This window comes from Bradyrhizobium tropiciagri (genome assembly GCF_001189845.1).
Lineage (GTDB): Bacteria > Pseudomonadota > Alphaproteobacteria > Rhizobiales > Xanthobacteraceae > Bradyrhizobium > Bradyrhizobium tropiciagri.
This window is the reverse complement of the sequence record NZ_LFLZ01000071.1, coordinates 1-22,672: the sequence shown is the minus strand read 5'-3', so window position 1 is coordinate 22,672 and position 22,672 is coordinate 1. Positions and strand designations below refer to the sequence as shown.

Genomic DNA, 22,672 nt, shown 5'->3' with positions numbered 1-22,672 from the left:
GATGGAGGCAATGAAACGCTACTTCCGCAGCCCGGCCGCGGTGATCGGCCTGATCCTGCTGCTGCTTGTCATCGCGATGGCGGTCAGTGCGGGTTTCCTCTATCCGCGCGATCCGCTGGCATTGGCGGGCCGGCCGCTGATCTGGCCGTTCTCCAATCCGCGCTTCCTGCTCGGGACCGATAATTCCGGCCGCGACATCGCCGCGCAGATCTTCTACGGCGCGCGGATCTCGCTCCTGATCGGCGGGGTCGCCACCGTGATCGCGATCCTGATCGGCATCCTGGTCGGTGCCTTCGCCGGCTATTACGGCGGCTGGGTCGACAATGTCCTGATGCGGATCACCGAGGCATTCCAGACCCTGCCGAACTTCGTGCTGCTGCTGGTGCTGGTCGCGGTGTTCGGCTCGACGCTGACCACGGTGACGATTGCGGTCGGCGTGGTGTCGTGGCCGGCGCCGGCGCGGCTGACCCGCGCCGAGTTCCTGTCGCTGCGCAACCGCGAATTCGTGCAGGCCGGCAAGACGCTCGGCATGAAGGACGTCCAGTTGATCCTCGGCGAGATCCTGCCCAACGCGCTGCCGCCCGTGATCGTCTACGCGAGCGTGGTGATGGCGGTCGCGATCCTGCTGGAGAGCGCGCTCGCTTTCTTAAGGCTGTCCGATCCCAACGTCGCCTCCTGGGGCAATCTGATCGGGCTCGGCCGCGATGTGCTGCGGGTGCAGTGGTACGTCTCGGCGATCCCCGGCATTGCGATCCTCGTCACGGTGCTCGCGGTGTCGCTGGTCGGCCAGGGCCTCAACGATGCGCTCAATCCGAGGCTGAAGAGCCGATGAGCGAGAGGGTCCTTTCGCTCGACGGCTTGACGGTGCGCCTGCCCAAGGGCGCCGACCGGCCGCATGCGCTGTCCGACGTTTCGCTTTCAGTTGCGTCGAACGAAATCCTCTGCGTGGTCGGCGAATCCGGCTCCGGCAAGTCGATGATGGCGAACGCCATCATGCGGCTGCTGCCGAACGAGGTGACGATCGAACGCGGCCGGATGATGTTCGACGGCCGCGACCTCTGCGCCGCCGACCCGGCCGAGATGCGCCAGGTGCGCGGCGCCGGCATCGCGATGATCTTCCAGGAGCCGATGACGGCGCTCAATCCACTGCGCACCATCGGCGACCAGATCGGCGAGATGTTCGCGATCCACACCGGCCTGTCCAAGGCCGAGATCAATGCGCGGGTGCAGTCACTGCTCGAGGACGTGCGCATCCCCGATCCCAGGGCGGCCGCAAAGGCCTATCCGCACGAGCTGTCCGGCGGCCAGCGCCAGCGCGCCATGATCGCGATGGCGCTCGCGCTCGACCCGAAGCTGTTGATCGCGGACGAGCCGACCACCGCGCTCGACGTCACGACGCAGGCGCAGATCCTGAAGCTGATCCGTGATTTGCAGCAGCGCAAGAAGACGGCGGTGCTGTTCATCACCCATGATTTCGGCGTGGTCGCCGAGATCGCCGACCGCGTCGTCGTGATGCAGCACGGCGCGATCATCGAGCAAGGCACCGCCGACGAGGTGCTGAACGACCCGCAGCATGCCTACACCAAACAGCTGATCGCAGCGGTCCCGCCGCTGACGGCGCCGCCACCGCGCATCCTCTCCGGCAAGGACATCCTGACGATCGACGGGGTCTCAAAAACTTACCGCACCGACGGCTTTCTCGGCCGCGGCGCGCGGATCACGGAAGCCGTCAAGAACGTCTCGCTGCGCCTGCCGCGTGGCGCGACGCTCGGCATCGTCGGCGAGTCCGGATCGGGCAAATCGACGCTCGCGCGATGCATCGTCCGGCTGATCGATCCCGACACCGGCTCGATCGTGCTCGACGGCAAGGATTGGGCGAAGCTCGGCCGCGACGATGTCAGGCGCGAGACCCGCCACATCCAGATGGTGTTCCAGGATCCCTTTGCCTCGCTCAACCCGCGCCGCAAGGCGGCCGAGCTGGTGGCGCAGGGACCGATCGTGCACGGCACCGACCGCACCACCGCGATCGCCGAAGCGCGAAAGCTGTTCGAGCTGGTCGGCCTCGACCCGTCCGCCGGCGACCGCTACCCGCACGAATTTTCCGGCGGCCAGCGCCAGCGCATCGGGCTGGCGCGGGCGCTGGCGCTGAAGCCGGACGTGCTGGTCGCCGACGAGCCGGTCTCGGCGCTCGACGTCTCGGTGCAGGCGCAGGTGCTGAAGTTGCTCGCCGGGCTGCGCCAGCAGCTCGGCCTCTCCATCATCTTCATCACCCACGATCTGCGCGTCGCCGCGCAGATCTGCGATCTCGTCGCCGTGATGAAGGATGGCGCCGTGGTCGAGCAAGGGCTGACCGCCGACGTGTTCGGCAAGCCGCAACATCCCTACACGCAGGCGCTGCTGTCCGCGATTCCCGGCGGCAAGTTCGCGCGCGAGCACTCCACAGCCGCCGACTAGTTGGCCACGCGCGGTCCCAGCAGCGGGTCATGCCACGGTCCTTTTCCCGGGTCCCGTGCTAGGACGCGCGGGTGAGAAAAATCGGCAATCCCCGCTTGTTGCCGTAGCTCGGCCGGTAGCGCGTCGTGTTGTATGTGCTGGCGACGTCCAGTTTGCGCGGCCCAAGCCTGGCGTCGGGGATGGGCACGAGGTCGTAGCGGCCATCGACCAGCGCCGACATGAGGCCGGACTTGCCTTCCAGGATGGCATCGTAGGCCATGTTGCCGAACGTCAGAGCGACAAGCTTGTCGATGAAGTCGGGGTCACCCGATCGCAGATCGTAGGTGAGGTCGGAAACGATGGTCTCCTCGCCCGCGCGACGCTTGATCTCGTCGGCAAGCGCTTCGGCCACGCTGGCCTTCTTGCGGTGACCGTAGGCGTCAGGCTCGCCGTATTCCTGCACCTTGTAACCTTCCCACTCGGCACCCTCGCTGAGGACGATCAGCGCATAATTGCTCGGGTTGCCGCGCTTGTCCTCAATCAGCAACTGGATCAGTCTATCGAGATTGACCTTGAATTCGGGTATGGCGCATCGGATCGAGGTCGCGTACGCGGTGTAGAGCGCGGTAAATCCGGCATCGCGGCCGAAGATCCGGAAAATGCCGATCCGTTCGTGCGACCCGACCGTGGTGCGTTGTCGCTGGATGGCATCGCTGGCGCGGGTGATCGCGGTCGAAAATCCGATGCAATACTCGGTGTTGCGGACGTCGTTGTCCATCGTCTTCGGAATGGCGATGATCTTGACGCCGAGTCCGTTCAGCTTGTCCGCGTAGCTCAGCGTATCATCGCCGCCGATCGCGATCAGGTGCTCGATACCAAGCCCCGAGAGGTTCGTCAGCACCTGCTTGGTGAGGTCCCATGTCCCGGTTGCGGTACCGTCCTTGCTACTTGCCGAGAATGGCAGGTCCTGGCCCGCGAGATGATCGGGTAGCTTTTTCATCTTGGATGGATTGGTGCGGCTCGAGTGCAGCACGGTGCCGCCACGCCGGTCGATGACGCGCGTATTTTCGCGGTTCAGCGGGATGATGTAATGGGACTTGCTCGCCGGGTCGTCGAGGTTCAGGTGTGTGAGGGCCTCCCAGCCGCGGCGGAGACCGACAACTTCGATGTCGTCCTCGCTGCCGCGATATGTCACGCTCTTGATCACCGCGTTGAGGCCGGGGACATCACCGCCGCCCGTGAGAATACCAATGCGCTTCCTCGCCATGCCCACCTCCCAGGACTCGGTATGTGGCAATAACGCCTGCGTCGCGTCGGGGTTTCCACTACACGATCCGCCAACGGCGGAATCCTCGTGATCGCGGCGCTCCACCGGACCAGTTTGGGCTCCCATTCTTCGAAGCGCAACGTTGGTCCGCGCTTCACCTTGACCGGCGGGAGGCGAGGAAATACTCGGCCCAGCGCAGCAGCTCGAAGCGATCGCCCCTGACCAGCTCCTGTGCATCGCGCTGCCGGTACAGCACCAGCATCCAGGGCGCGAGCTTGCGCAGCAATCCGTGCGCCACGTACTGCACCGGCTCGGTGAACGGCAGCGCCAGCTCGCTCTCCGGCACGCCCTGGACAGCCTTCGCCAATTCGCGGCCGAGTGGGATCGTCAGCGCGACGGCGCGGCCGTTGCAGCCGGTCCAACCATAGGCGTTCGGTCCCAGCTTGTGCATGCGCGGCAGGAAATCGGCGGTCATCCCGACATAGCCATTCCAGACATAGTCGAAGGAGACGTCGCCGATCTGCGGCCACAGCCGTTGCAACCGCTCGGTCACCCGCGCTTTCAACCGCCCGGTCTTGTCACCGGGCCCGAGCACGGCGCCGCCGGTGACCAGGCGATTGCGCGCGTCGTAGCGCGCAAAATACAGCTCGCCATGGGTATCCGACATCGCCTGCCGGCCGGGAATGATGGTCTTGCGAACGTTGTCGGACAGCGGCTGCGTCGCCATCTGCCACGACAGCACCGGCATCACCTCGGTCGCGATTTCAGGCACCAGCGATTTCGCGAACTCGCCGCTATAGGCATTGGTCGCGACGACCAGCGCACGGCCGGAAATTTCACCCTTCTCGGTCTTCACCACCCAGCGATCGCCGCGGCGCTCGAAGGCGAGCGCAGGCGAACGGGCATAGATCCGTCCGCCGAGGCCGAGCACGGTGCGCGCAAGGCCGCGCGCCAGCGCCAGCGGATTGACGTGACCGCCGGTCCTGTTCCAGAAGCCGCCGTACCAGGCGTCCGAGCCGAGCATGTCCCTCGTCTGCTCGCGCGACAGCAATTCCACCGGCGCGCCGAATTTGGACCATTGCTGCACCCGTCGCTCCGCGATCTTGATGCGGCCCGGCGAATGCACCGGCTGCACCCAGCCGGCCTGCTCGTGCTCGGCCGCGATGTCGTAGCGCTTGACGACGTCGAACAGCATGGCCGCGCTGTCGCGCAGCATCGCGACGAAGCGCTCGCCGGCTGCGCCGTGCCGCTTGATGATGTCATCCGGATCGGGACGCGACAGCGTCGGGATCACCTGACCATTGTTGCGGCCCGAAGCGCCCCAGCCCGGCTCGGCGGCCTCGACGATCGCGACGTCGATATTGGCCTCGCGCAGATGCAGCGCGGTCGACAGACCCGTGAAGCCGCCGCCGATGATGACGACATCGGCCTGCTGCGCGCCGGTCAGCTCGGGGCATTCGGGGCCTGACGGCGTCACTGCGGCCCAGAGCGAGTTGGGCCAGCGCACGGCATTGCTGCTCATCGTGATCCTTTCTTGCGGGTGCCCGGGCATTCTGGTTAGCTTTAAAGCATGATCCGGAAAAGTGCGGAGCGGTTTTCCGAAAAAGATCATGATCAAGCAAGGTCTCTTATTCCAGCCGGGAAGACAACAAGTGGCACTCAAGAACGTCATCGGAATCGATCACGCCGTGGTCATGGTCAAGGACCTCGACAAGGCCGCCGAAAATTACAAGCGGCTCGGCTTCACCGTGTCGCCGCGCGGCACCCACAGCGCGCATATGGGATCGGGCAACTACACCATCATGTTCGACCCCGACTACATGGAATTGCTCGGTGTGCTGACGCCGACGGAACATAACGCTCCGGCGCGCGCCTTCCTGGAGAAGCGCGGCGAAGGCATCGAACGGATCGCGTTCACCGCGGTGGATTCCGCCGCCGGCGCCGAGGAGATCCGCGCACGCGGCTATCCTCCGATCGGGCCGACCGATTTCGAACGCCCGGTGACGTTGCCTGACGGCACGGTCTCGGCGGCGAAATTCCGCACCTTCCAGTGGCCGACCGCTGAGGCGCCCGGCGGCGTTCGCATCTTCGCCTGCCAGCACAAGACCCGCGAGACGGTGTGGATTCCCGAATTGATGACGCATGCCAATGGGGCAAAACGCCTCAAGCAGGTGCTGATCGTCTCGCCCGATCCCGCGACCGATGCCGCGCATCTGTCGAAGATGATCGATATCGCGGTCAGGAACGATCCCGACGGTGCGGTTGCGGTGCCGTCCGGCGGCGATCGCGCCGACTTCGTGTTCCTGACCATCGGCCAGCTCGGCAAGCGCTATCCCGGCGTGTCGCTGGATGGCCTGTCCGATCGCGGCGGCGCCGGCCTCGTGATCGCGGCCGACCTTGCCGCCGCCGAGAAGGCGCTTGGCGCAACCGGCGTGAAGAGCGGTGGCGGCATCACCGTGCCGCCGGCTGCCGCGAACGGCACTCTGCTCGCCTTCGTCAAGGCATAGCTACCATTTCCCGTCATCCTGAGGAGCGCGCCCTTGCGCGCGTCTCGAAGGATGCACGGCCCAGCTGGTGGCCGTCGACCCTTCGAGACGCGCTTCGCGCTCCTCAGGGTGACGGGTTTAGGAGGATGCGCGGCGCGGCTTTATGCAGCGGCGCCGCGCAAGTGGGGGCTAGGCAGGGAACGTTGAGACGCTAGTATCTCTCCCAAACAAGAACCGTCCAGGGAGAGAAACATGTCGCATCACCTGATCTCGCGCCGGCAGATGCTGGCCGGCACCGCTGCCGCCGGCGCGGTTGGATTGACCGGATTTCCTGCCCGCGCCGAGGTCAACTGGAAGAAATATTCCGGCACCACGCTCGAGGTCAGCCTCGCCAAGGGACCGCGCGGCGACAATCTGCAAAAATACATCAAGGAATTCACCGAGCTCACCGGCATCAAGGTCGAGTCGGAGCAGGTCCCCGAGCAGCAGCAGCGTCAGAAATGCGTGATCGAGCTGTCCTCGGGCAAGCCGAGCTTCGACGTCGTTCACCTCAGCTATCACGTGCAGAAGCGGCAGTTCGAGAAGGCCGGCTGGCTCGCCGACATGTCCGGCTTCCTCAAGGATCCGAGCATGACGCTGCCGGATCTCGTCGAGAGCGATTTCTCGGCGGCCGGCCTGCAATATGCGCGCAACGACAAGGGCCAGATGCTGTCGCTGCCGTGGTCGGTCGACTATTTCATCCTCTACTACAACAAGGAGCTGTTCCAGAAGAAGGGCGTCGAAGTCCCCAAGACGCTGGACGAGATGGCGGTCGCCGCCGAGAAGCTCACCGATCCGAAGGAAGGCATCTACGGCTTCGTCGGCCGCGGCCTGCGCAACGCCAACATGGCGATGTGGAGCAACTTCTATCTGAACTATGGCGGCGAATTCCTCGATGCGAAGGGCAATATCCTGACCGACGGCCCCGAGGCGATCGAGGCCACAAAACTCTATCAGCGGCTGCTGACCAAATGCGCGCCGCCCGGCGTCGCCGGCTTCAACTGGATGGAGTCGATGGCCTCCTTCACGCAAGGCCGATCGGCGATGTGGATCGACGCCGACGGCTGGGCGCCGCCGCTGGAGGACCCGGCCGCCTCGCGCGTCGTCGGCAAGGTCGGCTACACGCTGGTGCCCGCCGGCCCGAAGGGGAAATTCTCGTCGACCTATGGCGACGGCGTCGGCATCGCCGCCGCGAGCAAGAACAAGGAAGCCGCCTATCTGCTCTGCCAATGGGTGGTCTCGCGCGGACAGGGTGCGCGCCTGCTGCAGGCCGGCGGCGGCGTGCCGTTCCGCAACTCCATCGTCGACGATGCCGAGGTCGCCAAGGGCGTCAAGACCAAGGAATGGCTGCAGTCGGTGGTCGATTCCGCCAAGATCTCCAAGCTCGGCCTGCCCGTCATCATCCCCGTCGCCGAATTCCGCGACATCGTCGGTGCGGCGCTGACCGCAACGCTGTCGGGCGCCGATCCCGCCACCGAGCTGAAGAAGGCGCACGAGCAATTCCGCCCCATCCTGGAGCGTAGCGAAAAAGCGTGAGCGTGGTGACACAGACTGAGCCGGCGGCGGCCAGCAAAGCGTTTTCAAGCGAAGTGGGTACCGGTTCGCGTGAAGAAAACGCGTCAAAGCAAGAGTCCAGAGCCGTAGGCTCTGGAGAGGCCGCCCCGGCGCGTGAATGGCGTCCGCCGTCCTACTGGCCGTTCGTGATCCCGGCGCTCGTCGTGGTGCTCGCGGTGATCATCTTTCCCTGGGTGTTCACGATCTGGATGAGCCTGCAGGAATGGAAGGTCGGCTCGCCCACGGTCTTCGTCGGGCTCGCCAACTATTTGCGGCTGCCGACCGATCCGCGCTTCGTCGAGGCGGTCGGGCACACGCTGTCCTACACCGCGCTGTCGGTGCTGCTGCCGCTGGTGTTCGGCACCTTGGCGGCTGTCGTCTTTCACCAGAAATTCGCTGCGCGCGGTTTCCTCCGCGGCATCTTCATCATGCCGATGATGGCAACGCCGGTGGCGATCGCGCTGGTGTGGACCATGATGTTCCACCCGCAGCTCGGCGTCTTGAACTATCTGCTGTCGCTGGTCGGCCTGCCGCCGCAGCTCTGGGTGTTCAACCCGACGACGGTGATCCCCTCGCTGGTGCTGGTCGAAACCTGGCAGTGGACGCCGCTGGTGATGCTGATCGTGCTCGGCGGCCTCGCCGCGATCCCGACCGAGCCCTATGAGAGCGCGCAGATCGACGGCGCCAATTTCTGGCAGGTATTCCGCTTCATCACGCTCCCCTTGATCATGCCGTTCCTGTTCATCGCCGGCATGATCCGCATGATCGACGCGGTGAAAAGCTTCGACATCATCTTCGCAATCACCCAGGGCGGACCGGGCTCGGCGTCGGAGACCATCAACGTCTATCTCTACAGCGTCGCCTTCGTCTATTACGACCTCGGCTACGGCTCGGCGATCGCGGTGGTGTTCTTCCTCTTGATCGTGGCTCTGGCGGCGCTGCTGCTCTACTTGCGCAAGCACCTGCTGTGGACGTCCCAGCTCGGGAGCGAGGCATGAACCCGCGCTATATCCTCGGACGGATCGGGCTGTGGCTGTCGGTGTTCGTCATCGTCTCGCCGGCGATCCTGTTCTTCCTCTGGATGGCCTCGCTGTCGCTCAAATTCGAGATCGACAACGCCTCCTATCCGCCGGTGTTCTTCCCCGAGCATATCGCCTGGAAGAACTATGCCGACGTGTTCGCCTCCAACCGCTTCCTGACCTACTTCACCAACAGCCTCGTCGTCACCGGTTGCGCCACGGCCCTAGCGATGCTGGTCGGCGTGCCCGCCGGCTACGGCATTGCGCGCATGGCGGCGCATAAATCGGCGATCGTGATCCTGATCGCGCGCATCACGCCGGGCCTGTCATATCTGATCCCGCTGTTCCTGCTGTTCCAGTGGCTCGGCCTGCTCGGCACGCTGGTGCCGCAGATCATCATCCACCTCGTGGTCACGGTGCCGATCGTGATCTGGATCATGATCGGCTATTTCGAGACCACGCCGCTGGAGCTGGAGGAAGCCGCGCTGATCGACGGCGCCACGCGCTGGCAGGTGTTCCGCCATGTCGCGCTGCCGATCGCGAGGCCCGGGCTTGCGGTCGCCTTCATCCTCGCGGTGATCTTCTCCTGGAACAACTTCGTCTTCGGCATCGTGCTGGCCGGACGCGAGACCCGCACGCTGCCGGTCGCGGTCTACAACATGATCTCGTTCGACCAGCTGAGCTGGGGCCCGCTCGCCGCCGCCGCGCTGATCGTGACCGCGCCGGTGCTGCTGCTCACGGTGCTGGCGCAGCGGCAGATTGTTGCCGGGCTGACGGCCGGTGCGGTGAAGGGCGGCTAGGGCAAGATGAAGTTATCGGGCCGTCGCGGGAGGCTCGGCCAAAATATCGAAAAACAACCCCATGCAAAGGGGCCGGCGGCACCCCCGCGTTCAGCGAGGCAACTTGACGCGTCGGGCAACTCAGGGATATATTTCTAATATTCAGAAATTGTGCAAACATCCGCCCGCACCAAGGCAGCTGAACCAAGCTCATTCGGCAACTTCTGCTTCCTGAGCGTCCCCTTGCCTTCTTCCGCCGTCGGATCGTCGAGCCGCTCGATACCGGCCGGGCGACAGGCCGTGATGCCGGTGGAACAGCTTCGAAAACGCCGCCGCTGTCTCGTAACCGACCCGGCTCGCAATTCGTGCGATCGGCTCGTCGCTGGTTTCGAGCAGGAACGCGGCTTCTGCCATCCGTCGCTCGATGACGTAACGATGCATGGACTGGCCGACGAGTCTGGTGAAACGGGCCGAAAATGCCGAACGGCCGAGCCCCACGCGGCGGCCGAGGTCGCTCAGGGCCCAGGGCCGCTCCGGGTTTTCGTGGATCAGCTTCAGTGCGGGCCCGATGTGCGGGTCCGATATCGCTCCGAGCCACCCGCCTTCTCCGGGACCGAGAGACGCGATCCAGCTTCGGAGCACCTCGACAAAGAGCACTTCCGTCAATCGCGAAAGCGCGACGCGTTGACCGGGACGCTCGGTCGCAGACTCGCTCATCAAGCGGCGCAGGATTGCTTCAAGCCAACCACTGTCCGCCGTTGGCTTCAGCAAGAGCACGCGTGGAAGTAACTCCAGCACGTTGCCAAACAGCGGCCGCGACACCGTGAAATTGCCGCAGAGCATGGCCGAGAGCGGCTTTGCACGGCCGCCGTGACGAATGAAGCCAAGACGCGGCGACGATCGATCGATATCCATAATCCGCAGAGGCTCGGCCCGGCGATCCGAATAAAACACGTGGGGCTCTCCGCGCGTGATGACGACAAAGTCGCCCCCAGTCATCTGGATTTTCTTCCCCTGTCCGACCGCAAGGGTCGCGGAGCCCTGGCTGAGATAGTGAAACAGAGCGTAGGGACGTGCCGGCAACTCAAGACGCCAGGGATGGCCCAGCTCGAAGTGAAAGAGCAGCGTCCCGCTGAGACGAACGCGATCGAGCACCTGGGCGAGTATATCCATGCCGCCGAGATTAGGCCTGCGGACGATCCGACACAACATCCGGACGATTGATCTCTATCGTCCGTAGGGGCCGTGGAATACGTCATACCGCCGCGGGCCGACGTGACGTGCGGCAACTATTTCGCCGACGGCAGATGGAAGAACCGCGACCTCGCTGGAAACGCCTGCCCATTCCCTCGGACTATGTTCGTCCGATACGTCAACAGGAACACTCGATGCGAAATCTCCTGCTCTCAGCCGCCACCATACTCCTGGCCGGATCGACGTTGGTCGGCTCGGCCAATTCCGCCGAACTGCCCAAGGGCGCAGCCCACAACATCGTGCTGGTGCACGGCGCTTTCGTGGACCAGACCAGTTGGCAACCCGTTGCCGATATTCTCACGAGGAAAGGCTACAACGTCACGCTCGTGGAAAATCCGCTCACTTCGCTTGCCGCCGACGTCGATGCCACCAAACAAGCGCTCGCGAAGCAGAACGGCAAGACCGTTCTGGTCGGCCACTCCTGGGGTGGCGTGGTGATCACGCAAGCCGGCAACGATCCCAAGGTCTCGGCGCTGGTCTATGTTTCCGCCTTCGCGCCGGAGGTCGGCGAATCCCTGGCGTCACTGGCAAAGGCCGGCCCGCCGACGGAAGGCGGCAATGCGATCCATCCCGACGCGAAGGGCAATCTGTACATCGATCCCAAGGTGTTTCCGTCGGCTGTCGCGGCCGACCTACCGCCGGAAATCGCTGCGCACCTGGCCAATTCGCAGCTTCCGTTGAACCACGTTGCGTTCGAAGCCCCCGTCGACACTGCGGCCTGGCATGACAAGCCGACGTTCTACGCCATCAGCACCAAGGACAAAGTCATCGCGCCGGAGGCCCAGAAGTCGTTCGCAGCCAGGATGAAGGCTCAGACGACGGAAGTCGCCGGCAGCCATGCCTCGCTCGTCGTTCATGCCAAGGAAGTCGCCGAGGTGATTGAAAAGGCCGCACTCGCGAAGTGACAGCGCCGCTCCCGACACGTTCATGCCGGGAGCGGTCTCGACGCGAGCCAGACGTTCGAAGGGAATTTCCTGCATGCACAAGACATTGCTTGTCGCTATCGCTGCCTCAGCTCTTGCCACCGGCCCTGTCGCGTCTGCTTCCGCCGTCGGGAAAGAGCCGCTGGATGCTGCTAGCCTCAGCGCGATAAAATCCAAGTTCGGCAAGCTGCTGGAATTAGCCAACAAGCACGATTTCAAGGCTCTGCACGGGATGTTCTGGCAATCACCCTCGACCCTGTTGGTGGCCAAGAGCGCGGTCCAGTCCGAGGGCAACTGGGCCGGCTTTTGGGGCAACGAGGCGATTGATCAAAAGCTGCATGATATCGGCAGCTCCGGCCTGGTCGTACTCGAGCCAGATTATTCGAAGCTCAAAATTGTCGGCCTGACGCGCGACGTCGCCGAATCCTACGTGCCGATGAACATCACGGTGTCTTATGCGGGGCAGGATGGAACAGCCAGGCCGTTTCTAATGATCATCGATTGGCTTCGCGTCGGAAAGGACTGGAAGGTCGCTTCCGAAATCATTCTGCCGGTGCCGCCCGTCCCCGCCGCGAAGGGGTAGGCATTTTGATCCGGCGATGGCTGCGCGCCAATGAGGCCGGGTCCGCAACTAGGCCGTACCCATAAGTCCGCCTGCCGAACGGCGTCTGCATTATCGTCAGAAGCCGACAAGAGAGGCGCGTTTGGTCATGTCGGCTAAGGGCCCATGAACCGACAATGGCAGGCGACAAACACTTTTCCTAGCAGCGACTAGTCCGTGTATGCGCCACAAGCTCCATCCAGACCCTAGCAACGTCAGTGTGCACCGGATAAATTGACCACAATCTCCCTTACAAGTCGGAGTCGCCGTGCGCTTGCTCTTGCTGGTGGTTTTCTTTGCCGCGACGTCGCCGGCGCTCGGCAGGTGGATGGGCGTGGAAGAGGAGCGGATCCCGGTCGCAAGGCTTATCGAGAACCTAGAGAAGATCGCCAAGGACGATCCTACCAGCGTCGAGGCGTTGCTGAACCTTGGTCGTGCGCATGGCATGGCTTACGCTCAGAAGTCCGACCCGCTGACTGTACCGAAGGCCTACCATGGCATTCAGCCGCCGGCCGTTCCTTTCGGTACGGTAACGACTGCCTCTGACCCCACTTTGAATGCCGCCTCGCAGGCGCATCTGGAAGCCGCTTTGAAAGCGTACAAGCAGGCATTGGAACTGGACAAGGATAACCTTGTCATCCGGCTCGGCCTCGCCTGGCTGACCGAGCAGGCCGGCAGGAAAGACGATGCGGTGAAGCAATATCGAACGATCGCAAGCGCCGCCTGGGAGGAGGAAAAGAGCCTGACGGACAGTAAAATGGGCGGGTGGACTCTGACCGGCGAAGTCGTCTCTTACCTCGTCCCGCTTCTCGACGCCGAGAAGGACAAGCGCGAGATCGAGACGCTGAAGGACCACGCCGCCACCATGGGAAAGCTGCCATACCCGGTCACTCCCATCGCAGTGCCGCTGGCCGATGGGCTCACTACCACCGACCTCGAAGCACCCGACGCGCGGGTGACATTCGACGTCGACGGCAGCGGGTTGGATCGCGAATGGAGCTGGATTACGCCCAAAGCTGCCTGGCTGGTGAGCGACCCGAAGCTCGATGGCAAAATCACCAGCGGCCGGCAGTTGTTCGGCAACGTCACGTTCTGGATGTTTTGGAACAACGGATACGCGCCGCTGGCCGCACTCGATGACGACCGCGACGGCATTTTGACGGGCAAAGAACTGGCCGGCCTCGCGCTTTGGCGCGATGCCAATGGCAATGGCGTGGCGGACCCCGGAGAGGTCAAGCCGGTTTCAGCTTATGGTATCGTCGCCATATCGTGCAAATGGCAGACGTTGAACAAGCACCCGGACAAGGTCGCCTTCAGCCCGAACGGCGTGGTGTTCCAGGACGGAAAAACGCGCTCCAGCTTCGACCTGGTCTTGAAGCCGCAGCTTGGCTCCCAAGCCACGTTTCGTGCGTCAAATGGGTCGGGGAACAGCCCCTAAATTGCTTGAAAGACGGTGGTCCACTTGACGTGCAACGGTATGCTGAGCCTTTGAGCGCAGCGTTTCCGAATTGCTGACAAGGAGATCGCGTATATGATCGCTACGGTTGAGCGGCAATAACTTCGTGTTCGGCATCGTGCTGGCCGGGCACGTGGGTCAGCTCTAGGATATTGTTCTAATATTCAGAAATTGTACAAACGTCCTCTCGCCCGTTCGTGTGAGCATTAGAATTTCCAGTTGATCTCGCCCTTGGCGGTGTGATCGTGCGAATCACGCGCAAGCTGTCCCGAATAGATGAGGCCAACGCTGGCATTGTGCGCTAGGTTGAAGCCGAGACCCGCTTCGACCAGCAACGCATCGCGCGCGATCGGCACGCCGGCAACCGTGAACGGTGTGCCGCCGCCGGAAAACGCCAGCAGCGTTTCCGGCCTCACATCGCCGAACGCGTGCCGCCAGCCGAACGTGCCGCGCACCGTCAGCGGCTTGCCGTCAGCCAGCGCTACCGCGCCCTCGCCGCGCAGCCCGAGCGTGGTGAAGGCGGTGGCCAAGGCGCCGCCGCCGCCGCTCAGCGCCGCGCTGCCGGTCTCGGTAAAATGGCCGGTGTCGAGATGCACATAAGCCAGCCCCGCGAACGGCTCGAGCGCGACACGGCCAAGTGCGAAGCCGCGGCCGATCTCGCCGAACACCTGGGCGGTGTGGGCGTCGTAGCTCGCCTTGGCGGCGTCGAAGAAGCCGGGAAACATGATCGCGCGATCGGTATCGATGCTGTGCGCGGTGAAGGCGGCGCCGCCACGCAGAGCCCAGGCGTCGAGCTGGCCACCGCCATAGAGCGCGAGGTGATAATTGTTGATGGTGGCGGCGGAGCGGCGGTCATCGACATGCAGCAAGGACTGGGTGTAGCCGCCGGCAAAGCCGGCCCGCCAGCGCGCGTCGAAAGTGGCGTCGACACCGGAGATGACGCCGCCGGTCTCACGCCTGAGCGCGGCGGCATTGCCGTCGCTGCCCGTGTGCCCCCAATCGCCGACGGCTTGCGCCCAGGCGGTCATCACGCTCTCCTGCGGCAAAAATTTCGGCGCGGCCTTGAAGGCCGGTTCGGCCGCGTAGGCCAAGGCGCCGCTGCCGTCGATCGCGACGCTGAGGACCGATGCCGGCGAGCGCCGCAGACGGTCCGTCCGCGCTGCCGAAAGGTGCCGCAGCCGGCCGATCACGGCGTCACGGACGTCTCGCGACTCATCGAGCATTGCGCCCGCCGCGCTCGCGTGCAGCTCGCCGGAGAGCTGGTCGAACGCAAAGCGCGCCTGCGCCGGCGTCGTGCTGAAGGCGAGCGCGTTGAACGCCGGCCCGCGGCCGAGGCCGTCTAACCCGGCCCCCGTCGCGATCTGGTTGCGCGTTTGCGCTGCGCTCGCAAAGCGCACATTGTTGCGCGCAAACGTCAGGAACACGTCGTTTGCATCGTAGGTCAGGCTGGGCGAGATGAAGGCGAAGCTGCTGGTGCCGGACATTAAGCCCGAGAACGTGCCGGTCCTTCCTCCCGCTGCGGTCAGAATCGTGTAGGGCGCGTTGAGGAGGAAACCGTTCACCGACGCCAGCCGCACGGTTCCGCCGGAAAGATTGGCTGCTCCACTCGCAACGATCCTGCCGCTCCGTCCGGCCGCGTTGAGGTCGAGGGCGTAGATGGCACCCGGCAGCATAGCCATGTTGCCGGCAATATGGAGCGTGCCGATCGCGCCACCCGCGCCACCGCCAGGCGAGACCGTACCACCGCCGGCGATCGTGGTCGCGCCGACGGTGCCGGCGCCGGCGAGCGTGCCGCCGCCGTTGACGCTTACCGCGGATTGCGCGATCGAGCCATTGACCGCGAGCGTTCCGGCACTGACCACCGTTGCGCCCGTGTAGGTGTTGATACCTGACAGCGTCAGCGCGCCGGTGCCGACCTTGGTAAGGCCGCCGCCGGTGCCGCTGATGACGCCGGACACCTCCGTGGAGAGATTGTTGGAGCCGACAGTGAGCGTCTTGCCGCCAAGGACAAACGATCCCGCCCCCTCGATCGAGCCCGCCGTCATGCCGGCGCTTGCCAAGTTCGACATGTCGAACACGCCGCCCGCGTTGTTGATGAAACGCGCATTACCGCCAGTGGCTTGAGCACTAAAGAATGTCAGCCCACCGGCGTTGTTGATGATCGTCGCATTGCCGGCGCTGCTGGCATCACCAAAAAAGAGCCTGCCGTTGCCGAAGTTCGTGATGCTGGCATTGGCGGCGGTACTGGAAAATTCAAAATTCACAATTTCGTTGTTGGTGATGCTTGCGTTAGCAGCCGTGCTGCTGGCGGCGAAAATCACGTCACCGCCGCGAGGGTTGGCAATGATGGCGTTGGCCGCCGTGCTGTGGTCGTCAAAGGTCAGAGAGAAGCCGTTACTGATATGGGCGTTGCCAGCCGAGCTGGTGTTGGAAAAATGTATCTCGGCAATAATAGAATTGAGACTGTTGATAGTGGCGTTGCCGGCCGAGCTGCTGTCCGCAAAGAGAACGGTGCCGGCGTTGTTGATCGTGGCATTGGCCGCGGTGCTGGTGTTGTTGAAAAAGGCCCCGCCAGAAGTCGTGTTGATGATGGCGTTACCGGCCGAACTGGCGTTACTAAAGCCAACTCCATTGTCGAAAACCGGAGCAGAGCCTGATTTGTTGACGATTCCCCGGCCGGTAAACGTCAGGCCCACACTGAACCTGTAGGCCGGCGCATCGCTGTTCAACACAATCGTCCCGACCGAGACTATTCCCGGATGCGTGATCGCGGTTTGGCTGGAGGCGCCGAAAGTCGCCGTCCCCGTCGGCGGGAAGTTGGAACTCCAGTTGGCGGAATCGGTCCAGTCGTTCGAGACAGGATGGGCGCTCCATGTCGCGTCCTGCGCCTCGCCCAGCCGCGGCATCAGGATTGCGCCGAGCAGCAACGGCCAGAGCATGACGCGGGCCATCGAACCCGCGCGCACGCCGATCCGGCATGGAACAATCGCGCCGGCCGGCGTCCTGTCCTGTTCTGAGACCTGCACCCCAAACTCCCTCGTCGACTCCTAGGGATACGACGTGTAGGGATGGCCGATTGAGCCTGCTTGGGTTGGAGCGACACGGACTTGGACGGAGACGACAGCCCCGACTTTTTGAACCCCGGTGTGGCGGATTGGACAGGATCGCAGCGGGTCATTCGCAAGAACGTCAAATCCAAAGTCACACAAGTGTCCCGATGGCTGTAAAAGTATTCGCTGCAAGGTGATACAAGCGTCGGGAGCGGGACACTCGCGCCACAATGCGGCAACACAGATCAGAATAGATGCGCCACGAGCCCATGATGTCAGAGTCCCCAGAGCCCACCACGCTCCGATTCTCGACCGCCGAATGGCCGGCGCAGAACCGGCTCGCGATATGGCGCGAAGCGATCGGACGCCGCGTCTTTCAATTCGACACAATGCCGTTGCATGACGGGCCGTTCCACGCCGAGACGACGGCGCAGGCCCTGCCCGAGCTGTGCTTTGGATCCTGGACCCTCGGCAATCTACGCACTGCCGTGACGCACGAACTGCTCGACGGCACCGACCACCTCGTGCTCCGCATCTCGCTGAGCGGCGCGCTCGTCTTATCGCACCGGGGCCGCGAGGTCACCGGCGTTGCCGGCGATGCCATCCTGATGTCGACCGCGGAGCCGTGGGTGAGCATCTGTCCGTCATTCGCGCGCTTCCTCAGTCTGCGGCTGCGGCGCAACGCGCTTACGCAGCTCGTGTCGTATCCAGAAGATGCGCTCATGCGCCCGGTGCCGCGCGATACCGAAGCCGTTAAACTGCTTACCTTCTATCTCCAAAAACTGATCCGCATGAGTCCGATGTCGACACCCGAACTACGGCAAGTCGTCGTCACCCACATCTACGACCTCGCGGCGTTGGTGATCGGCGCCACCCGCGACGGGACGGCTTTGGCGAGGGACCGGGGCCTACGCGCCGCGCGGCTTGCCGCCGCCAAAGCCGACATCCATGCGCATTGCTCTGATCCCGACCTCACGCTGGACACCGTCGCGGCGCGTCGAAGTCTCTCGCCGCGCAGTCTTCAGCGCCTGTTCGCCGACGAGGGAACGAGCTTCACCGAATTCGTCCTCGACGCCCGCCTGACGCAGAGCCATCGGCTGCTGACCGACCCGCGCCGGGGCGATAGCAACATCAGCAACATCGCGTTCGAAGCCGGCTTCGGCGATCTGTCCTATTTCAACCGCGCGTTCCGCCGCCGCTACGGCGCGACGCCCTCCGACGTCCGCGCCACGATGCGGCGTTGAGCGCGTTAGGTCGCGATGGATACGGATCGAATCGTTATCGCGCCTAGGCTCTTCGTTTTCGTTGCGTAGTGGATGGCGCACCGATTCCGAAGTTCGCAAGCACATGCGGCTCACTCTTATACGAACTTCGGAATCGAGGAGCACTAACTACGCGAGCGCCTCAAGCACCGCGGTTGAATCGGTGACCCAGCCGAAGATGCCGCCCTGGGCCTTGATCATCTTCATGCCCATCTCGTGGAATTCAGGGAAATAGGACGCGCAGCCGTCCGAGATCACGACGCAGCGATAGCCGCGGTCGTTGGCCTCGCGCACAGTGGTGTTGACGCAGACTTCGGTGGTGACGCCGCAGACCAGCAGATTCTCGATGCCGTATTTGCTGAGGATGTCACTGAGCTCGGTGGCGTAGAACGCGCCCTTGCCGGGCTTGTCGATCACGATCTCGCTCTCGAGCGGATAGAGCTCGGGGATGATGTCGTGCCCCGCCTCGCCACGGATCAGGATCCGCCCCATCGGCCCGGGATCGCCGATCCGCAAGCTCGGCGCGCCGCGCTCGACTTTCGCCGGCGGCGCGTCGGAGAGATCGGGCAGATGGCCCTCGCGGGTATGGACCACGAGCAGGCCTGCGTCGCGCACCGCCGCGAGCACCGCGGCGATCGGCTGCACCGCGCGGGCGAGCTGGCTGACGTCATTGCCGAGCGTCTCGCCGAAGCCGCCAGGCTCCATGAAATCGCGCTGCATGTCGATGATGACGAGCGCGGTCTTGCTCCAGTCGAGCGTGATCGGCGCCGGCTCCGCCGCGATTGTCCCGCCTGAATTCGCCATGGCGCACGCCCCCGAATGCGAGAAGATCCGCGCTTGATTAAGCAAACCGCGTGCCATTGCGCAATCACCGGCAGCTGATTTGCCGATCGTCCGATACTGCTGGCATGATCGTTGCTAGCTGGGAGCCCGACCGAACGACGATCGTCGTTCGCGAAATGACAGCCCATTTCAAGATAGGCGGGAGGACAGGCATGAATGGACTTGGCGGCCTCAACAAGTCACCCAATGGCGTCGTGATCGGACTGGTGCAGCTGCAGCTGCCGGTGGTTGCGACCAAGGCCGATCTGGCACGACAGACCGAGCGCATCGTCTGGATGGTCGGCAAGGCGCGGCGCAATCTCGCCACCATGGACCTGGTCGTGTTTCCCGAATATTCGCTGCACGGCCTCTCGATGGATACCAATCCGGAGATCATGTGCCGGCTCGACGGGCCCGAAGTCGCGGCCTTCAGGCAGGCCTGCATCGACAACAATATCTGGGGCTGCTTCTCCATCATGGAGTTCAACCCGCACGGCAATCCCTACAATTCAGGCCTGATCATCGACGATCACGGCGAGATCAAGCTGTATTACCGCAAATTCCATCCCTGGATCCCGGTCGAGCCGTGGGAGCCGGGCGACATCGGCATTCCCGTGATCGATGGACCGAAGGGCGCCAGGATCGCACTGATCATCTGTCATGACGGCATGTTCCCGGAGATGGCGCGCGAATGCGCCTACAAGGGCGCCGAGATCATGATCCGCACCGCGGGCTACACCGCGCCGATCCGCGACAGCTGGCGCTTCACCAACCAGGCCAACGCGTTCCAGAACCTGATGGTGACGGCCAATGTCTGCATGTGCGGCTCGGACGGGTCGTTCGACTCGATGGGCGAAGGCATGATCGTCAATTTCGACGGCAGCATCATCGCGCACGGGACCACCGGACGGGCCGACGAGATCATCACCGCCGAGGTGCGGCCCGATCTCGTGCGCGAGGCGCGGATCAACTGGGGCGTCGAGAACAACATCTATCAGCTGTGGCACCGCGGCTATGTCGCGGTGAAAGGCGGCGCGATGGATTGCCCCTACACCTTCATGCAGGACATGGTGTCCGGCCGCTTCCGCCTGCCCTGGGAAGATCAGGTCAAGATCACCGACGGCACGTCCTGCGGCTTTGCCGCACCGACGCGGATGTTCGGCAACACCGCGAAGGCCGCCGAGTAGCCGCCCCGGCGGCTACTTGAAGAAATGCACCAGACCGATGCTCAAGCCGAGCAGCAGCATCAGCGACAGCGTGACCGCGGCCGTCACCCGGCCGCCGACGGTCGAGAGCACGCGCACGTCGACGCCGAGCCCGAGCGCCGCCATCGACACGACGGTGAGGATCGCCGCCGTCTTGGTCACCGGCGCGATCGCGACGTCGGGCACCAGTTGGAACGAGCGCAGCGCGGCCAGCACCAGGAAGCCGATGATGAACCAGGGCACCAGCTTGAACGGGCTGATCGAGGCGGCCTTTGCAGCGCCTTCCTTGGCCGGCCCGGCCTTGGTGCTTGCCTTGCGCCGCCGCGCCACGAACAGCGAGAGGCCGACCACGATCGGGCCCAGCATCAGGACGCGCACCAGCTTCACCAGCGTGCCGATCTGGGTCGAGACAATGCCGGCCGGCACGGTCGCCGCCAGCACCTGCGGCACGGCGTAGACCGTGAGCCCGGCGAGGATGCCGTATTGCGTCGCCGTCAGCTTCAAGAGCGGAATCAGCAGCGGCAGGCCGAGCACCATCAGTACGCCGAGAATGGCGGTGAACGAGATCGAGGAGGCGATGTCGTCGCCATCGGCCTCGATCACGGGCGCCACCGCCGCGATCGCGGAATTGCCGCAGATCGAATTGCCGCAGGCGATCAGGATCGCGAGCTTGGTCTTGAGCCCGAGCAGGCGGGCGAGGCCATAGCTCACCGCCAGCATGATCACGACGGTCGCCGCGATGGCGCCGATCAGGAGCCAGCCCGACGCCAGGATCGCGGCGAAGCTGATGGACGCGCCGAGCAGCATCACCGCGACCTCGAGCAGCTGCTTGGCGCTGAAGGCAATGCCCGAGCGCCAGCGCTCCGCTGGTTTCCAGGCGGTGCGCACCGCCATCCCGAGCAGGATCGCGACGACCAGAGCCTCGATATAGGGGTGGTCGAAAACCCGCTCCTCGGCGGCCTGGACGCCGAGCGAGATGACCGTGACCACGCCACACAGCAGAATGCCCGGAATGAGCAGGATGATGCCCTTCAGCACCCCCTTCTTCTGCCCCTGATCTTGTTGTTGTTCCGGCACGAAATCCTCTTTTCGGAGAAGATTTTATGCGCCAGGGCGGGCCTCTTGGCTAATATCTTTTCGGACTGCCCCGATAGAGAGAAGTTATGTCCCTTAACCTGCATCTGCTCCGCCTGTTCGCGGCCGTGGCGAGGACTGGAAGTTTCTCCCGCGCCGCCGACCTCCTGCACATCAGCCAGCCGGCGATCTCCAAGGGGGTGCGGGATTTCGAGCTGCAGGTCGGCTGCCGGCTGCTCGACCGTACGCCAAAGGGGGTGCGGCCGACCCGGGAGGGCGCGGCGCTGGCCCGCCATGCCGAGACGCTGTTCGCGGCCGAGCGCGCCGCCGAGGACAAGTTGCAGGCGCTGCGCAACCTCGACAGCGGCTCGCTGCGGATCGGCGCCAGCACGACGATCGCAACCTACATGATCCCGGAATATCTCGGCGTGTTCCACCGCGCCTTCCCCGGCATCGACCTGCATGTGGTGAGCGCCAACACCAGCGATATCGCGGCGCTGATGCTGGGACACGAGATCGAGATCGCGCTGGTCGAGGGGCCGGTCGAGGACGAGAACCTGAGCAGCGATGCCTGGCGCACCGACGTGATGGTCCTGATCGCAGGCCCCGATCACCGCTTCGCGGCTGCCGCGGGCCCGATCGACGTCCGCCTGCTCAACGACGAGATCCTGATCGTGCGCGAGCCCGGCTCCGGCACGCGCGAGGTGGTCGCGCAGGCGCTGGCCGCCCATCGCGTCGAGCCGCAACGCACGCTCGAGATCGGCAGCACCGAGGCGATCAAGCAGGCGGTGGCGTCAGGTGTCGGCGTCGCCATCGTGTCGATCGCGACGATCGACGATCAGGTGAAGCTCGGAAAGCTCAAGGTGATCCCGATCAAGGGCGTCCATATCGAACGCACGCTGTGGCAGCTGAAATCGCCCGGCCGGCTGGACGTGCCGGCGGCGGTGGCGTTCGAGGGGATCATTCGGGAGACGCGGGCCGCGAAAACGGCGCCGCGGATGCCGTCAGCTAAAGCGCGGCGAACAGACCCTGCGCCCAGGCAACGGCACGCTCGAAGCTGAATACGCCGGGCTCGAAATAGACCGCGCGTGCCAGTACGATGCCGACCACCAGCACCCAGAACACGCTGGTGCCCGCGGTCTTCAGCCATTTCGATACGCCCTCGCTCGCAGCCGAAGGATCGACCGCGGGAACCGGCTCACCGAAGGGGTCGAATGCGGATTGGCTCATTGTCGTAACCATCAGGGAATACCGTAACAATGTCGCGACGACGGGGGTGGATGCAAGGGTCGTGGAATGCCTTTTGCACCCGCACCTTGGAAGGACGTTTTCCGGCCCCCCCGGCCGGGGAGTATTTCCTTCTCGGCGCCTAAGGCGGGATGAGTTTGGGTTGAATCGGTTTGGCGCGGTCTTGGTTCACCTCTCCCCGTCCGGGGAGAGGTCGGATT

Annotated in this window: 20 protein-coding genes; 13 read left to right on the top strand and 7 right to left on the bottom strand. The window is 64.2% G+C overall.

Features of this window, described 5'->3' with window-relative positions:
* The first annotated feature begins 1 nt into the window (after nucleotide 1).
* Together AKN84_RS35975 and AKN84_RS35970 are read left to right on the top strand one after the other, a co-directional pair.
* Nucleotides 2-832 (top strand): ABC transporter permease, encoded by an 831-nt coding sequence (locus AKN84_RS35975; RefSeq protein WP_050425179.1) that lies wholly within the window; start codon nucleotides 2-4, stop codon nucleotides 830-832.
* The gene (locus tag AKN84_RS35970) at nucleotides 829-2,454 is read left to right on the top strand and encodes an ABC transporter ATP-binding protein (protein ID WP_050425178.1); all 1,626 of its coding nucleotides are present in this window, start codon (nucleotides 829-831) and stop codon (nucleotides 2,452-2,454) included. The genes AKN84_RS35975 and AKN84_RS35970 overlap by 4 nt, the downstream gene beginning before the upstream one ends.
* Nucleotides 2,455-2,512: 58 nt before the next feature.
* Here AKN84_RS35970 and AKN84_RS35965 read toward each other — a convergent pair whose 3' ends face one another.
* Entirely contained in the window at nucleotides 2,513-3,700 is a 1,188-nt protein-coding gene (locus AKN84_RS35965) for a 6-phosphofructokinase (RefSeq protein ID WP_050425177.1), read from the bottom strand.
* 154 nt (nucleotides 3,701-3,854) lie between these two features.
* A complete protein-coding gene (locus AKN84_RS35960) occupies nucleotides 3,855-5,222 on the bottom strand; it encodes an NAD(P)/FAD-dependent oxidoreductase (protein ID WP_050425176.1) in 1,368 nt (455 codons plus the stop codon).
* A 130-nt stretch (nucleotides 5,223-5,352) separates the two neighbouring features.
* Between AKN84_RS35960 and AKN84_RS35955 the strand changes: the two genes are divergently transcribed.
* The 4 genes from AKN84_RS35955 (at nucleotide 5,353) to AKN84_RS35940 (ending at nucleotide 9,598) form a co-directional block, all read left to right on the top strand.
* Complete coding sequence (locus AKN84_RS35955) at nucleotides 5,353-6,207, top strand: VOC family protein (protein WP_050425175.1); 855 nt, start codon at nucleotides 5,353-5,355, stop codon at nucleotides 6,205-6,207.
* Nucleotides 6,208-6,438: 231 nt separating this feature from the next.
* The gene (locus AKN84_RS35950) at nucleotides 6,439-7,761 is read left to right on the top strand and encodes an ABC transporter substrate-binding protein (protein ID WP_050425174.1); all 1,323 of its coding nucleotides are present in this window, start codon (nucleotides 6,439-6,441) and stop codon (nucleotides 7,759-7,761) included.
* A gap of 164 nt (nucleotides 7,762-7,925) precedes the next feature.
* Complete coding sequence (locus tag AKN84_RS35945; protein ID WP_244485686.1) at nucleotides 7,926-8,777, top strand: carbohydrate ABC transporter permease; 852 nt, start codon at nucleotides 7,926-7,928, stop codon at nucleotides 8,775-8,777.
* Entirely contained in the window at nucleotides 8,774-9,598 is an 825-nt protein-coding gene (locus AKN84_RS35940) for a carbohydrate ABC transporter permease (protein ID WP_050425172.1), read from the top strand. Before AKN84_RS35945 ends, AKN84_RS35940 begins: the two co-directional genes overlap by 4 nt.
* Nucleotides 9,599-9,787: 189 nt before the next feature.
* Here AKN84_RS35940 and AKN84_RS35935 read toward each other — a convergent pair whose 3' ends face one another.
* Nucleotides 9,788-10,750 (bottom strand): AraC family transcriptional regulator, encoded by a 963-nt coding sequence (locus AKN84_RS35935; protein ID WP_050425171.1) that lies wholly within the window; start codon nucleotides 10,748-10,750, stop codon nucleotides 9,788-9,790.
* A gap of 215 nt (nucleotides 10,751-10,965) precedes the next feature.
* Here AKN84_RS35935 and AKN84_RS35930 point away from each other — a divergent pair, with 215 nt between their 5' ends.
* The 3 genes from AKN84_RS35930 (at nucleotide 10,966) to AKN84_RS35920 (ending at nucleotide 13,793) form a co-directional block, all read left to right on the top strand.
* Nucleotides 10,966-11,736 carry an alpha/beta fold hydrolase gene (locus AKN84_RS35930; protein ID WP_050425170.1) on the top strand — a complete coding sequence of 257 codons (771 nt, stop codon included), beginning with the start codon at nucleotides 10,966-10,968 and terminating at the stop codon, nucleotides 11,734-11,736.
* A gap of 73 nt (nucleotides 11,737-11,809) precedes the next feature.
* Nucleotides 11,810-12,337: a hypothetical protein gene (locus AKN84_RS35925; protein ID WP_050425169.1), complete on the top strand. Its 528-nt coding sequence runs from the start codon at nucleotides 11,810-11,812 to the stop codon at nucleotides 12,335-12,337.
* A gap of 286 nt (nucleotides 12,338-12,623) precedes the next feature.
* Nucleotides 12,624-13,793 carry a tetratricopeptide repeat protein gene (locus AKN84_RS35920; RefSeq protein ID WP_050425168.1) on the top strand — a complete coding sequence of 390 codons (1,170 nt, stop codon included), beginning with the start codon at nucleotides 12,624-12,626 and terminating at the stop codon, nucleotides 13,791-13,793.
* A gap of 224 nt (nucleotides 13,794-14,017) precedes the next feature.
* On the opposite strand, the gene AKN84_RS35915 is transcribed toward AKN84_RS35920, so the two are convergent.
* Nucleotides 14,018-15,880, bottom strand: coding sequence for an autotransporter family protein (locus tag AKN84_RS35915; RefSeq protein ID WP_162240927.1), 1,863 nt, complete (start codon nucleotides 15,878-15,880; stop codon nucleotides 14,018-14,020).
* A gap of 88 nt (nucleotides 15,881-15,968) precedes the next feature.
* On the opposite strand from AKN84_RS35915, the gene AKN84_RS47860 reads away from it, so the two are divergent.
* Together AKN84_RS47860 and AKN84_RS35910 are read left to right on the top strand one after the other, a co-directional pair.
* Nucleotides 15,969-16,520, top strand: a complete 552-nt coding sequence (locus tag AKN84_RS47860; RefSeq protein WP_162240926.1) for a hypothetical protein — start codon at nucleotides 15,969-15,971, stop codon at nucleotides 16,518-16,520.
* Between the two features lie 595 nt (nucleotides 16,521-17,115).
* Complete coding sequence (locus AKN84_RS35910; RefSeq protein WP_050425166.1) at nucleotides 17,116-18,105, top strand: AraC family transcriptional regulator; 990 nt, start codon at nucleotides 17,116-17,118, stop codon at nucleotides 18,103-18,105.
* Nucleotides 18,106-18,252: 147 nt separating this feature from the next.
* On the opposite strand, the gene AKN84_RS35905 is transcribed toward AKN84_RS35910, so the two are convergent.
* A complete protein-coding gene (locus AKN84_RS35905; protein WP_050425165.1) occupies nucleotides 18,253-18,927 on the bottom strand; it encodes a cysteine hydrolase family protein in 675 nt (224 codons plus the stop codon).
* Between the two features lie 191 nt (nucleotides 18,928-19,118).
* Here AKN84_RS35905 and AKN84_RS35900 point away from each other — a divergent pair, with 191 nt between their 5' ends.
* A complete protein-coding gene (locus tag AKN84_RS35900) occupies nucleotides 19,119-20,132 on the top strand; it encodes a formamidase (RefSeq protein ID WP_050425164.1) in 1,014 nt (337 codons plus the stop codon).
* Between the two features lie 12 nt (nucleotides 20,133-20,144).
* Here the strand turns inward: AKN84_RS35900 and AKN84_RS35895 are convergent, their stop codons facing one another.
* A complete protein-coding gene (locus AKN84_RS35895; RefSeq protein ID WP_050425163.1) occupies nucleotides 20,145-21,227 on the bottom strand; it encodes a YeiH family protein in 1,083 nt (360 codons plus the stop codon).
* Nucleotides 21,228-21,313: 86 nt separating this feature from the next.
* On the opposite strand from AKN84_RS35895, the gene AKN84_RS35890 reads away from it, so the two are divergent.
* Nucleotides 21,314-22,285, top strand: coding sequence for a LysR family transcriptional regulator (locus tag AKN84_RS35890; RefSeq protein WP_050425162.1), 972 nt, complete (start codon nucleotides 21,314-21,316; stop codon nucleotides 22,283-22,285).
* Here the strand turns inward: AKN84_RS35890 and AKN84_RS35885 are convergent.
* On the bottom strand, nucleotides 22,233-22,454 hold the full coding sequence (locus tag AKN84_RS35885) for a hypothetical protein (RefSeq protein WP_244485685.1): 222 nt from the start codon (nucleotides 22,452-22,454) through the stop codon (nucleotides 22,233-22,235). The two genes, AKN84_RS35890 and AKN84_RS35885, sit on opposite strands and share 53 nt — an antisense overlap.
* Nucleotides 22,455-22,672: the final 218 nt, after the last annotated feature.

Bases quoted from the DNA above. Each gene is read 5' to 3' on its own strand.
- AKN84_RS35975 (WP_050425179.1), top strand. From the start codon at position 2: ATGGAGGCAATGAAACGCTACTTCCGCAGCCCGGCCGCGGTGATCGGC.
- AKN84_RS35970 (WP_050425178.1), top strand. From the start codon at position 829: ATGAGCGAGAGGGTCCTTTCGCTCGACGGCTTGACGGTGCGCCTGCCC.
- AKN84_RS35965 (WP_050425177.1), bottom strand. From the start codon at position 3,700: ATGGCGAGGAAGCGCATTGGTATTCTCACGGGCGGCGGTGATGTCCCC.
- AKN84_RS35960 (WP_050425176.1), bottom strand. From the start codon at position 5,222: ATGAGCAGCAATGCCGTGCGCTGGCCCAACTCGCTCTGGGCCGCAGTG.
- AKN84_RS35950 (WP_050425174.1), top strand. From the start codon at position 6,439: ATGTCGCATCACCTGATCTCGCGCCGGCAGATGCTGGCCGGCACCGCT.
- AKN84_RS35940 (WP_050425172.1), top strand. From the start codon at position 8,774: ATGAACCCGCGCTATATCCTCGGACGGATCGGGCTGTGGCTGTCGGTG.
- AKN84_RS35935 (WP_050425171.1), bottom strand. From the start codon at position 10,750: ATGGATATACTCGCCCAGGTGCTCGATCGCGTTCGTCTCAGCGGGACG.
- AKN84_RS35930 (WP_050425170.1), top strand. From the start codon at position 10,966: ATGCGAAATCTCCTGCTCTCAGCCGCCACCATACTCCTGGCCGGATCG.
- AKN84_RS35925 (WP_050425169.1), top strand. From the start codon at position 11,810: ATGCACAAGACATTGCTTGTCGCTATCGCTGCCTCAGCTCTTGCCACC.
- AKN84_RS35915 (WP_162240927.1), bottom strand. From the start codon at position 15,880: ATGTCGAACTTGGCAAGCGCCGGCATGACGGCGGGCTCGATCGAGGGG.
- AKN84_RS47860 (WP_162240926.1), top strand. From the start codon at position 15,969: ATGATCGTCGCATTGCCGGCGCTGCTGGCATCACCAAAAAAGAGCCTG.
- AKN84_RS35910 (WP_050425166.1), top strand. From the start codon at position 17,116: ATGCGCCACGAGCCCATGATGTCAGAGTCCCCAGAGCCCACCACGCTC.
- AKN84_RS35905 (WP_050425165.1), bottom strand. From the start codon at position 18,927: ATGGCGAATTCAGGCGGGACAATCGCGGCGGAGCCGGCGCCGATCACG.
- AKN84_RS35900 (WP_050425164.1), top strand. From the start codon at position 19,119: ATGAATGGACTTGGCGGCCTCAACAAGTCACCCAATGGCGTCGTGATC.
- AKN84_RS35890 (WP_050425162.1), top strand. From the start codon at position 21,314: ATGTCCCTTAACCTGCATCTGCTCCGCCTGTTCGCGGCCGTGGCGAGG.
- AKN84_RS35885 (WP_244485685.1), bottom strand. From the start codon at position 22,454: ATGAGCCAATCCGCATTCGACCCCTTCGGTGAGCCGGTTCCCGCGGTC.